Origin of the sequence: Bdellovibrio sp. HCB337 (assembly GCF_047302465.1) — a bacterium.
In the GTDB taxonomy this organism is placed as follows: domain Bacteria; phylum Bdellovibrionota; class Bdellovibrionia; order Bdellovibrionales; family Bdellovibrionaceae; genus JACMRP01.
The window spans coordinates 3533549-3545698 of the sequence record NZ_CP178621.1; the positions used below are offsets into that span (position 1 = coordinate 3533549).

At 45.1% G+C, this 12150-nt stretch carries 13 protein-coding genes; 5 read left to right on the top strand and 8 right to left on the bottom strand.

Features of this window, described 5'->3' with window-relative positions:
* Positions 1-35: 35 nt before the first annotated feature.
* Together ACLWBB_RS17050 and ACLWBB_RS17055 are read right to left on the bottom strand one after the other, a co-directional pair.
* Complete coding sequence (locus tag ACLWBB_RS17050) at positions 36-1358, bottom strand: PhoH family protein (RefSeq protein ID WP_413288763.1); 1323 nt, start codon at positions 1356-1358, stop codon at positions 36-38.
* 104 nt (positions 1359-1462) lie between these two features.
* Positions 1463-1969 (bottom strand): PilZ domain-containing protein, encoded by a 507-nt coding sequence (locus tag ACLWBB_RS17055; protein WP_413288764.1) that lies wholly within the window; start codon positions 1967-1969, stop codon positions 1463-1465.
* Positions 1970-2068: 99 nt separating this feature from the next.
* Here ACLWBB_RS17055 and ACLWBB_RS17060 point away from each other — a divergent pair, with 99 nt between their 5' ends.
* From ACLWBB_RS17060 to ACLWBB_RS17070, 3 genes are all read left to right on the top strand, one after another.
* Positions 2069-2959, top strand: a complete 891-nt coding sequence (locus ACLWBB_RS17060) for an energy transducer TonB (protein ID WP_413288765.1) — start codon at positions 2069-2071, stop codon at positions 2957-2959.
* 79 nt (positions 2960-3038) lie between these two features.
* Positions 3039-3611, top strand: coding sequence for an outer membrane beta-barrel protein (locus ACLWBB_RS17065; RefSeq protein WP_413288766.1), 573 nt, complete (start codon positions 3039-3041; stop codon positions 3609-3611).
* Entirely contained in the window at positions 3599-4660 is a 1062-nt protein-coding gene (locus ACLWBB_RS17070) for an aminopeptidase (RefSeq protein ID WP_413288767.1), read from the top strand. The genes ACLWBB_RS17065 and ACLWBB_RS17070 overlap by 13 nt, the downstream gene beginning before the upstream one ends.
* 40 nt (positions 4661-4700) lie before the next feature.
* Here the strand turns inward: ACLWBB_RS17070 and ACLWBB_RS17075 are convergent, their stop codons facing one another.
* From ACLWBB_RS17075 to ACLWBB_RS17095, 5 genes are all read right to left on the bottom strand, one after another.
* A complete protein-coding gene (locus ACLWBB_RS17075) occupies positions 4701-7529 on the bottom strand; it encodes a hypothetical protein (protein WP_413288768.1) in 2829 nt (942 codons plus the stop codon).
* Positions 7530-7738: 209 nt separating this feature from the next.
* Positions 7739-7954: a hypothetical protein gene (locus ACLWBB_RS17080; RefSeq protein ID WP_413288769.1), complete on the bottom strand. Its 216-nt coding sequence runs from the start codon at positions 7952-7954 to the stop codon at positions 7739-7741.
* On the bottom strand, positions 7951-8553 hold the full coding sequence (locus ACLWBB_RS17085; protein WP_413288770.1) for an RNA polymerase sigma factor: 603 nt from the start codon (positions 8551-8553) through the stop codon (positions 7951-7953). The genes ACLWBB_RS17080 and ACLWBB_RS17085 overlap by 4 nt, the downstream gene beginning before the upstream one ends.
* A gap of 391 nt (positions 8554-8944) precedes the next feature.
* Positions 8945-9415 (bottom strand): GNAT family N-acetyltransferase, encoded by a 471-nt coding sequence (locus ACLWBB_RS17090; protein ID WP_413288771.1) that lies wholly within the window; start codon positions 9413-9415, stop codon positions 8945-8947.
* A 78-nt stretch (positions 9416-9493) separates the two neighbouring features.
* Positions 9494-10345 (bottom strand): LysR family transcriptional regulator, encoded by an 852-nt coding sequence (locus ACLWBB_RS17095; protein ID WP_413288772.1) that lies wholly within the window; start codon positions 10343-10345, stop codon positions 9494-9496.
* 114 nt (positions 10346-10459) lie between these two features.
* Here ACLWBB_RS17095 and ACLWBB_RS17100 point away from each other — a divergent pair, with 114 nt between their 5' ends.
* Complete coding sequence (locus ACLWBB_RS17100; protein WP_413288773.1) at positions 10460-10867, top strand: hypothetical protein; 408 nt, start codon at positions 10460-10462, stop codon at positions 10865-10867.
* Positions 10868-10971: 104 nt separating this feature from the next.
* On the top strand, positions 10972-11193 hold the full coding sequence (locus tag ACLWBB_RS17105) for a hypothetical protein (RefSeq protein ID WP_413288774.1): 222 nt from the start codon (positions 10972-10974) through the stop codon (positions 11191-11193).
* 3 nt (positions 11194-11196) lie between these two features.
* Here ACLWBB_RS17105 and ACLWBB_RS17110 read toward each other — a convergent pair whose 3' ends face one another.
* Positions 11197-12120 carry a DUF4424 family protein gene (locus ACLWBB_RS17110; RefSeq protein ID WP_413288775.1) on the bottom strand — a complete coding sequence of 308 codons (924 nt, stop codon included), beginning with the start codon at positions 12118-12120 and terminating at the stop codon, positions 11197-11199.
* Positions 12121-12150: the final 30 nt, after the last annotated feature.

Here is a 12150-nt window from a genome sequence, read left to right on the forward strand (position 1 = left end):
AAAAAGCACATTTTGAATATTTCTTGAGTATTCGACTAAAGAATGTTGGCTGCGAGCTCCGCAAGCTCAGAACGCTCACCCTTCGTCAACGTAACGTGTCCGGCAATCGGATGTCCTTTAAATCTTTCTACCGCATACGTCAGACCACTGTTTGCTGAGTCCACGTAAGGATTATCGATCTGATAAACGTCCCCGGTCAGAATGACTTTGGTTCCACGTCCTGCGCGAGTCACGATGGTCTTAATCTCGTGCGGAGTTAAGTTCTGAGCTTCATCGACAATCAAGTATTGCTTTGGAATGCTTCGACCACGGATATAAGTCAGCGGTTCGATATTCAACATCCCTTGATTGATCAACTCTTGCGCGCGTCCTGAAGCTTTCTTGTCAGCGCCCATCAAGAACTCAACGTTATCGAAGATTGGCTGCATCCATGGATTCAACTTCTGCTCGATGTCCCCTGGCAGATAACCAATGTCTTTTCCCATCGGGAAGATCGGACGAGACACCAATAATCTTTGGAAGCGGCCTTCATCCAATGTTTTGAAAAGACCGGCTGCGATCGCAAGTAATGTTTTACCTGTTCCCGCTTTACCTACCAAAGAAACAAAAAGGATTTCATCATTCAACAAACAATCCAAAGCAAACGCTTGCTCGACGTTGCGTGCGTGAACTCCCCAAATGCTGTCAGCAGGATTGATCAAAGGAATGATCGCCTGATCCGCTTGAGAGTAACGACCAATCGCTGAGTGATTTGGATTCGAAGCGTCCTTCATAATCACATACTGATTGGCGTATAGTTTTGGGCCGCCTGCTGGAACGAATTTTTTCTCTTTGTAGAATTGATCAATTTTCTCTGGAGAAATTTCTAGCTCCAAATACCCTTCGTACATGTCTTCTTGAGAAACATCTGAAGGCTCGTAGTCTTTGGCAAAGATGCCGTAAACGTCTGCCTTAATACGAAGATTGATGTCTTTCGTAATCAACTCCACTTTTGTGCGTGGATGTTGTTTCTGCAAGGCCATTGCTGTGTTCAAGATTCTGTTGTCAGCTTTAGCTTGATCAAATTCTGGTGGCATCCCGCCCAACATCAAATCTGTGCTGATGTAAACCATCGTTTCGCTATTATCTAGCTGCACACCTTGAGCAAGAGAACCTTTCTCTCTGAGGACGTCGACAAAGCGGCTGAACTGACGAGCATTTCGTCCGTTTTCACCTTGATCACGTTTGAACTTATCGACTTCTTCGATAACCGATATAGGAATATGAACATCGGCTTCTCCGAAGCGAAGAATCGCTTGGGCGTCGAAAAGAATGACATTGGTATCAACGACAATTTTTCTGCGTTTGGATTTGCTCAACTTTTGCCCTCCGTGGATGCCTGAATTCGAAATGAATCAGGCCTTAAGTCTATTCGACAATAAGGCCTGGATAATGTCCACGAAAAGCTTTGAAGAAATGAGGATTAAGAAATATTGGAAACAAGAATGTCGCCGCCATCCTTACGAAGGCCTGCACTGACATTCTCGATGAATTTCACAAAATGATGAAGCGCAACATCGTTCACGGTGCCCTTAACAAACGAAGCTCCATGACGGAAAACCCCTTCGTCTTCTAAACGACGAGAGCTCGCCACTTTTACAGTGAATGGGAAGTAAGTTGTGTGGTTAAGGTAAACGCGACAAGCAACCTCTTCGCCCTCTAGAAAAACGCCCTCATCGAGCTCAAGATCAAAAGCGATTCCGTTTTCCGAGATATCATAAAGAGTGACCTTCATCAGTCCTCTTTCCGGTAGAACAGCATAAGCTCCGACGAACTCAGTCAGAATCGTACGCTTCACTTCACGACGATCTTTGTTGAGCATTTCTTCACGAGCCGTCGTCATATCGACTATTGGTGCCCCAGAAGTTTTATCATTTACTGAAGAATTCTGAGACTTTACACGACTTGTGATGTCGATAATCTTACCCATTAGACCCCCATGTCTGATAGATTCTTTTCGGCAGAATTTGTTTCAACTTTAGTCGTCGGACTTGGATTTTGGTCCAGGATCGTCTTATAGTGAGACAAGATGAGTTTATTGCGAGCCCTAGCCCTCAGTCTTGTTGTTCACTGTTTGTTGGTCCTTATTATGGATAAAGGGGCGCCTTATTTTGAGCCAAAACCAGTCGATATCACCACCATCGATTTGGTAGAAACTCCGAAACCACCTGCCAAAACTCAAAAGCTTCGCAACAAGCTTGATCGCCAAGTCGTTCGTGAAGCTCTAGCGCCGAAGAGCGAGCTCAAAGAAGATGATTCGGATTTAGCGAGATTTCTTTCTGCGGACAAACAACGCGTTCATCGCGAAATGCAAGCCGCTGCTTCGGGCATGACAACAAATCGCAGCCCTGGGCAAAATCAACCTTCTGAATCCAAGCAAAACAAACCTGTGCCTAAAGATCCACGCCGTCAAAGTGCCAAAGATTTTGATCCAGAAGGCGTCGACATTGCTAAAAACCTGAAAGAGTACGCACAAAGCGTAGAGAGTGCTCCTTCGACAGTTGGAGATGCACTTCCTCAAGATGTCTCCATCGGTACATTCACCGCTTTGAATACAGATCGTTATGTTTTCTACTCTTTCTTTGCTCGCATCGAAGATCTGGTTCGCTTCCGTTGGGAAAGCCGCGTTCGCCAAGCGGTGGATTCGTTTGATCGCAATTACGTATTAAGCGTCGTTGGCCGTCGTAACTGGATAACCTCTGTCGACATTTGGATTACCAAAGATGGTCGTTATCACTCTGCACACATTTTGAAAGAGTCGGGCATCGACCGCTTTGATCAAGCCGCGATTTTAGCGTTTAAAGAAGCAGGTATGTTTCCAAATCCTCCTCAGGAAATGGTCGAGGACGATGGATTTATCCATCTTAAATACAGCTTTAATGTTTTCTTTAAACCTTCAGCTGTCGTGTATTCCGAATAGGAAAAAAGCCTTCGGACCTTCCGACAGTCTAGAGGCGAATCCCCTCATTTTCCCCTCTCAAGTTTGATATCCTGAGAGTATGAAAAAGACTCTGCAAACTCTCTCTATTCTGATGCTGATGTTCCTGCCGTTGACCTCTCATGCGCTGTTCACAGAAGTGGGCTTGAGTTACTCACGTAAAAAACAAACCTTTGATGTCAACAACAACACAGACTCTGAAGCAACCACGGCTTCCATCTCTTTATACTTCGCTGAAAAGTTGGCACTAGAGCTCAGTTACACAGAAGCTGCGACTTTGCAAAACACGCAGGTGCTAGCGACGGATCTTCCTCGGACCGTTTATCAGAAAACAAAAATCATTGGCGCTGATTTGATCTTCGTTTTTGCCGATAGAAAAGCATTCTTCCAACCTTTCATTAAAGGTGGGGTTGCTCAGATCAATCGTCTGCAAACAATCAAAGATGGCAATATATCAGTCCAAACGCTTCCTCTGGACGTCGCCATAGCTCCTAGTTATGGTTTGGGACTTAAGATTGCCCTCACAGAACAATTCGGTGTGAAGCTTGCCTATAGCATTTGGCAAACGCCTATCGGCGGTGGCGCTAAAACTAATGACGATGCTCTTTCTGCAGGTGTGACTTGGATGTTCTAAAGTCGGCTCAGAAAACCACGCTTTGGCTTGGACTCTCCGTGGTCCTGACCTCTTGCCAGATCAATTACATCGCTAAATCCGCTTACAATCAGTTTTCAATGATGAGCAGTCAGGTGCCTTTGGATGAAGCCCTAAAAGATCCAAAACTGACCGACGAACAAAAACGAAAAATTCAGTTGGCCCAAAAGGCCCGCGAGTTCGCCGAAAAAGATTTGGCCTTGAAGCCTACAAAGAACTACACGAATTTCGTTCTCTTGGATCGTCCTTATGTCACGTATGTGGTAAGTGCTGCTCCGAAATGGAAACTTGAAACTTACAAATGGCGCTATCCGATTGTGGGCTCGATGCCTTACAAAGGCTTCTTTAACGAGGCCGATGCAAAGAAAGAACAAGAAGAGCTGCAAAAAGAAAATCTCGACACCTATATGCGTGGGGTCTCTGCGTATTCAACGCTGGGATGGTTTAAAGATCCTTTGCTGTCTTCAATGCTTCAATACAAAGACTATGATTTAGTAAATACGATTATCCACGAAACAGTCCACGCAACCTTGTTCATTAAACACGAAGCCGACTTCAATGAGCGCATGGCCGTATTTATAGGTAACTTGGGCGCTGAAATGTATTATCAAAAAGTCGAAGGGCCGGACTCGCCGACTCTCCAAAATGTCAAAAACGAAAATGCGGACGACAAACTGTTTTCTGCATGGCTCAGTGTAAAATTGAAAGCGCTGGAAGCCTGGTACGAGAATCTTCCGAAGGACCAACAAAACGATGAACTGCGCCAGCAACAGTTTACGCAGCTGCAAGAGGACTTTAAAAAAGAGCTCTTACCGCAGTTGAAAACAGAAACTTATAAAAAGTTTCAAAGCATCAAGCTGAATAATGCGCGTTTATTGGTGTATCGCACCTACATGCAGGACTTGGATGATTTCCAGAAGCTGTATGAGAAAACTGGGAAAGACTTTAATAAGTTCTTAGAAGAGTGCAAAAGCCTAGAAAAAGAAAAGGACCCTGCAAAGGCCCTTAAACAAAAAGCCACCTCCCCATAAGGGACGTGGCTTTTTTAATGTCTCAATGATCCGCAATCGCTTACGGAGAAACTACAGGTGAAGTTCCCGGTACAACGACACCTTTAACAGCGCCTGTGTTAACAGGAACACCCGGTGCGAAGTCAAATGTAGGAATCAATGTTTTCACATAAACTCCTGACTTCGCGGTCGTTACAAACTTCACATGGTAAGATGAGAAGAACGTGTTGTTCACAATGTATTCCATCTCGAGACCTTCGCCCATGATATCCAAGAATGTTTGGAACACGAACGGAGTTGCCAAGATAGCTTTACCGAAGTCAGCGTATGCAGATGTAAAGTCTTTGTCTTTACCGGCAGCATAAGCCGCTTTCATTTTAGCGACTGCTTTAAACATGTTGCCAGCCGCCCAGCGAGCTTCCAAAGCTTTGCTGCTGTAGCAATCTTCCAATTTCTCTTGCTGACCAGTTACACACAAGTCGTAAGCGTCACCTTTTGCAAAGTAAGCTTCTGCTTTTGCTCCAGCCCTCACTGCCAAGTCTTTTTCTGAGGACTTAGTAACTTTGCTGATCAACTTCATAGTAGCATCTTCATCAAGATTGATTTTGAAAGCCACTTTAGAGAAGCCAATTTTAGTTAGAGTTGGGATGTTCAAGCTTAATTCTTTGATCAAGCCAGTTTTTTGCACCAACGCTTTGATATCTGAACGAATATCAGAGTGGCTTGTGCTGTCGTCTTCTGCAACCCAAACGTACTGACCGAAGTAACCCTTAATTGGCGCTGCCAACAGAGTTTTCACAGTCATCACACCACCGTAGAATGCTTGAGTCACTGAAGAGTGAGTCGTGATCAAACGGCTGCGACGTTCTTTCAAATAAATACCGTATTGAACATCCGTCTTCGTGTTGTCGAAGAAGTTCTGAGAGTTTGAAAGCTCGTAGATTTTTCCAGATGTCCAGCTTGTGTTCAAGATGATCGGCAAACCGAAGAAGAAGTGATTGATTCTTCCGATTTGTGAACGATTCACGCGATCCCACTTTTGAACTGCAGGAGTTTGTCCTGTAGCGATCATTTTCTGAATAGCCGCAATATTACCGCGAACTAGATCATGGTAAGCTTTTTCACCTACTGGATCTTTGATGTTAATTACGTAAGAGAAGGATTTCGCCACCTCTTTGTACTTCGTTGTGCCCACGCTTGCGAGGACCGCAGCAGTTTGCAAACTCAAGCGATCAACGCTGATGTCAGTCAAACGAACGTTCACATAAGAATCATCCAATTTCTCGACATAAATTTGATAGATACCGCTTGCAACGTAAGTCGCATTCAAAACTACAGGTCCAATTCCAGGCCCTGCGAAGAAGATCACTCCACCTTTAGAAGCGTAAGTGATGTTGTCACCTGCTGTCCAAGAGTAGATAGAAGCTGCTTCCATTGGAAGTTCAAGAGAGCTCTTCTCTTGAGCGATTTTCACAGTTGGAGCGTAACGATTAGAAACCACTTCGCGGCCTGCGAATGGGATCAAACCGATAGTTCCCCACAATGATTTCGATAGTCCTGTCGCATTCTCGTAGTAGAACGCAACGTTCGCACCGATACCGCCTTCGAGTCTGTTGTAAGAAGTTACTAGGAAGCCATTTTGGTAATCACCGTGAACCAATGTATCACGAGTTTTATCCAAATCTGTTTTTACAGTGTTTTGATTAGAATAACGTGGATTGTGTGGAGTTCGGTTGATGATTTTTGTACCGAAATCGAAATCCAAATAGAAAGACGGAAGAAGTTTCGCTTTTAGCTCTTTCTTTTTCTTTTCTTCTTTTTGTTGAGAAGACTGAGTGTCGTCGTTTTTATCGTCGTCACTGCCTTGGTCATTGCCATCGTCGGAACCATTGTCAGAACCGTCATCACCGCCGTCGTCACCACCATTATCGCCGCCATTGTCGGAACCATCGTCGCCACCGTTGCCGTTGTCACCGCCGTTACCGTTATCGCCGCCATTGCCATTATCGCCACCGTTACCGTTTCCGTTGTCGGAACCGTTACCGTTGCCATTACCATTTCCATTGTCGGAGCCGTTGCCATTTCCGTTTCCATTCCCGTTGCCGTTGTCGCCACCGTTATTGGAACCGCCTCCGTTATTATTTCCACCACCGTTGTCAGAACCGCCGCCGTTGTTGTTACCACCGCCGTTATCGGAGCCGCCACCGTTGTTATTACCGCCACCATTGTTGGAGCCACCACCGTTATTGTTGCCTCCGCCATTGTTGTTTCCGTTACCACCGCCAGCATTGCCGTTGTCGGAGTCGTTGCCTTGATTTCCAGGTCCGGTATTACCATTGCCGTTGCCGTTGTTACCGCCGCCTTGGCCATTACCGTTGTCGGAACCATTTCCGCCACCGCTACTATTGCCGCCGCCAGAATTTCCGTTGTTTCCAGAATTTCCGTTACCACCGCCGTTGCCGTTGCTGCCGCCAGCATTGCCGACATCTTTGTCATTACCTTGATTGCCTGGGCCGGTGTTACCGTTACCGCTTCCGCTGTTGCCAGTGCAAAGGTTTGGATTGTGAGAACAATCGAAAGAGTTTCCAGAATCTCCTGGGATTACACCACCAGAATTTCCTGTACCAGCATTTCCGTTACTGCCGGAATTTCCAGCATTCCCAGAGTTACCGCTATTCCCAGAGTTTCCAGCGTTACCGCTGTTCCCTGAATTTCCGGAGTTACCAGAATTACCACTGTTCCCTGAGTTCCCGGAGTTACCAGAGTTTCCGTTATTTCCAGAGTTCCCAGAATTACCGTTGTTAGAATTGTCTTTTGCGAATGAAGTGTTCGGAATACCGAAGACTAAGACAGAAGAAAGAGCGACACAGCTTACCGTTTTGAGCAACATGAAGAGTCTCCTAAAAAGAATCGCCGGAAGCTATAGAAGAATTTTCGATCTGACAAGAGATCTCTTCAAAATATTTTGTTTGTACTCAGTTCTTACAACAATGTGTTTTTGTTTATTTCCCTCTGAAACGAGCTAATTCTCAAAAACAAAAACCACATTCGTGATGAATGTGGTTTTGCGTCGTGACTGTCGTATTGTCCTTGAGTTTCTCAAGACTCGCGAGAGTAAAGCCACCCGCGCCAGTGATCACGTAGAAGCTTACTCGCCGTCTTGTCGTAGGTGCGCACCGGTTGACGAGTTGGAGTTTCCATTTCCGCATCTTCGACTCGAGCCATGATTTTATCATGCAGTCGATCGTAGTAAGCTTGATTGTTAGGGAGTTGCACTTCTTCAAGTACTCCTCCAAGTAGTTGCTTCTTTTTCATCCTTCGGCCTCCGCATATTGGTTGGTTTCGCCCAAGAACCCTCCGATTTCCTCGGTCCAGGTTTTTAGGTCTTGTTGTTCTTCGAAGCATTCGCGAAGTCTCATCAATGCATGACGGTAGTTCGCTTTTGCTGTGTCATAAGGACACTCCATAATCTCCGCGATCTCTTTGAAGCTGAGATCCTCGTACACACGAAGCACCAAGGCTGTTCTTTGTCTGTCGGGTAACTTGTCCACTTCTTCTTGCAGCATTCCTGCAATAGCGTTGTGAACCATGCCACTTTCGGCTTCAGCGCCGACAGCAAGTTGAACATTCTCGATGTCGATCATGTTCTTACGCGAATCGCGGATGCGGTTGCGTGCATTGTTCACTGCTATTTGGAAGAGCCAGCTTTTGAAACTCGCTCTGCCTTCAAAGCTGTGAAGCTTCTCGTAAGCTTTGATAAAGCTTTCCTGCACCACATCCTCGGCTGTTCCAAGATCCTTTACGAATCTCAGACTCATTCTCAGAAGTCCTTTCTGATGTCGCTTTACAAGTTCGGAAAAAGATCTTCTGTTTCCAGCTTTCACTTCTTCCACCAGTTCAAGATCCGTTTTCATGAGATCCCGCAACATATTGTAGACTCACCTTCTAGGGATTTCGGTTAATGGAGGCTTCCCCCCTCATGACCCCTTGCTTGGTTATTGTGCAAGAGCAGTGCCGAGCGCTTTAGAGTCACACTGGCCCTAAATATTTGAAATTGTTTACCTTTTAACGACTTGTTGGGTCTAATATAAGCATTTCTTATGCATGATAATTAATGAACAGAAACACGTACTTCACGCGGTTAACCTACAAAAACATGCATAATATGTTTCATGAAATGCATAATAAAACGGGACCAACGACTGGTTTCACTGGTGCAAAAAGTATCGTGCGGTAGAGACTTTTTACCACTGGGCCGAGGTTCACGTGGTGGCATTTTTTAATTCAATCGATTGTTAGAAATGATCAGAATCTTAGTTCCAGTGCAGGAAAGATGACGTCTTTAAACCCGTTCTTTTCATAGAGTCTTCGACCATCTTCTGTAGCTCCTAGATGAATTTTAGTGGCGCCGGCTTGTTTCGCGTGCGCGATAAGAAGCTTCATGAGGTCGTTGGCAATACCTAGGTTTCTAAATTCTGGAATCGTATAAACGTTCGTGACATAGCCCACGACTCCATTAGTCCCTTTAAAGGACGGTGGCTTTCTATATAGAACAAGTCCATTAGTAGATATCAAGCGACCATTAAGCTCTGCAACCGCGCCAAAATAGGTTTGATTTGATAAGGTCTCATTAAAGTAGTCTTGAACCAGCTTTTCAAACTCTGGCGTCCTTTGATTTGGATCAATCCCGTCGGTTTCACAAATCGCCCTAAAGCGCAAATTCACCAACTCTGGCACATCTTCTATTTTAGCTGCGCGAAAAATAATGTCTTTCATCCCATTCATTTTACAAAGGACTTTTAGGGAGTCATTAAATCTTTTAAGACTCAGATCGTCTCAAATGTTTATGGCGTCTTACTGCACAGACTTAATTAGCTGCTCTAATTTTCTGAAGACGGTTCGCTTAGAATTACTCATAGAATGACTGTTGCCGACCAATTTTAGCTGATAGTGCGGGCCTAAGACACTCGCGTATCTTTCAAAAAGCTCCAGCTTGTAGCGCTCCCCCACATGATTTGGCAGCAAACCACAGCCCTGCCCTGCTTTCACAAGCTCTGCGATTAGGTCATAGTCATCGACAAATTGAATTGAAGACTCATCTAAAAGATCCTTACGCATTACTCTCAGCAAACGAGTCAAATCGATCATTTGCGGATTCAGATAGACTCGTTTCGGAGAATTGGTCTTTGAGTAAAAGCAGCCCTTCGTGTGCGCCACTTGACGAATAATCAATGCGCTATACTCGACAGGGTTGATGACAATCCCAATATCCATCTTCCGGTGTAGAACCGCCTCTAGAGACTCTCTGGACGGCAGGGTTTCGATATGAAAACGAACTTTTGGAAATTCATGGTTGAGCTTTCCGATGATTGGCAGCAGAAAATCCTGAATCACGCTCTTATGCCCGCAAATTTTGATCTCTCCGGTGACTTCATTTTGATGATCGCGAATGCCTTCAAAGATTCCTGTCATCTCGTCCTGTAAACTCTTCATGCGCAGATGCAGCTCTTCCCCTTGTTCTGTAAGTTCAATTCCAGTACGGGAGCGACGATAAAGTTTAAAACCAAGCTTGTCCTCGAGGCGATCCAGCGCCCGGCTCAAAGCCGGTTGGCTGATCCCTAGTTTGTCAGAGGCCGCTAAAAGGGTTTTGGCCTCTTTCATTTTCAAAAAATACTGAAGCTCGGTTTCAAGTAAAGACAGTGCCATAACTTAGTTTTACCCCTGCGAATCCTTCTATGTCCATTAGTTATAGTAAACATGAATTATATGCACTTAACATATCGTGGCTAAAAAACTATCTATGGGCTCAGGAGGAGTTCAATGAAAAAACTCGTTACAACAATCACAGCAATTATTCTCGTAGGGTCTTCGGCTTTGGCACTAGGGCCGGTGACATTTCAAAAACACATCAACGACGACAAGAGCACTCGTTTGGTTTTGGCCGACAGTCAAGGATTGAGCCTCTATACTTTCACACCTGACAAAGAGGGCGAATCCACCTGTTATGATGCCTGCGCACAAACCTGGCCACCAGTTCTGATTACTGAAGAGATCTCAACACAACTCACAGGCATTCTCGGAAGTACAAAGCGCCGTGATGGCAGCTTACAGCTGACCGTAGATAGCCGCCCCGTTTATCTTTTCGCCGCAGATCGCGCAGCCGGAGATATTAACGGAGAAGGTTTAGGTGACGTATGGTTTGTCATCGATTTCAACGTCAAGCGCTAGTAGTGGTTCTTTGCCTCCAGGTCTTATTCCTGGGGGCTTGTGGCCGCTTTGAACGGCTGAAGGAAAGTCCGGCGAATAATATTCAAAGCGATGAAAGTGTTGATGTGAGTTTTGCAGAAGTCCAACAAGAAGTCTTCTTGGTCAGCTGTCAGAACTGTCATCAATCTCAAGGTGTCTTCACTTTTGAAAACTATGAAACGGTTTCTGCAAGCCTTGCTCTGATCAACCGTCGTGTCTTCGTTTTCGGAGACATGCCCCCCAGAGGTTTAGCTGAGGAGCCGAAAGCGCTCTTAAAAGCCTGGATGGATCAAGGCGGACCGCCGTAAGAGCTACTTTGACTTGCCAAAAAAGATCGTTAAGTCACGATCCGGAGCATAGTTCACAGCACGATATTCAAAGGTGTTTTTATCAACTGCAACCAAAGGCCCCAGAGAAGATCCTACAAAGGTCTCTGGGGTCTTACGTTTGATGATCAGTTTAAAATTGGTGACTCCGCCCATAGACCACGTTTTCGCGGTCGTCAGAACATAATTCAAAGATTTGCCACCTAAAACATCTGAGCTCGGATACTCAAAGTCTTTGCCATTCACACGCGTCGTCCACTTCACGTTCGGGTTTCTATCCCAATGCGGAGCCAGATTAAAAAACCAGGAAGGATGACCAGAATCCACCCCCAGAACTGGAGTGTAGGAGTGCTCAATATTGACGATTTTGTCCGCTGGAAATTCTTGTTCCCAATAGTAAGTAACCTGGGTGCTGTAAAGGACATCTTCCGGATCCGCTCCCTGAAAGTCTTCGGCCCACTTAGCCTTCTGCGCTTTTTTGAAAAGTTCTTTGTTTTGATCGAGCTCGCGACAGTCTACAGGAAGTCCCGCTTTTTTAACTTGCTCTGTAACGTCTTCTTCACCCTTCAGAGCTTTGACCTCTTTTTTAAAGTTCACTTTTTTGCCATCTACTAAAACTGAAAAATCATCTGGCATTTTAGCTTTCCCCCAATACCCGCAAGTCATCTCAGGCATTGGAAAGGCGATAAGAGCTTTTTCAGTTTTCTTTACTGCCGCCGCTCCAGGGCGATGTATAAACTCGTATTTAACGTTCACGTTATTTTCAGAGATCGTCAGCACTTCATTTTTCATATCGATGCTTGAAGATTTATTAAAAACTATTCCACCAGCACCAATCGCAGAGTATCCGTCATTTGCCAAAGAAATACTTCCGAAGGCTAAAGACACAAATAGAATCAAACTTTTCATAGTAATCCTCACTATCATTTGATGCGGTCA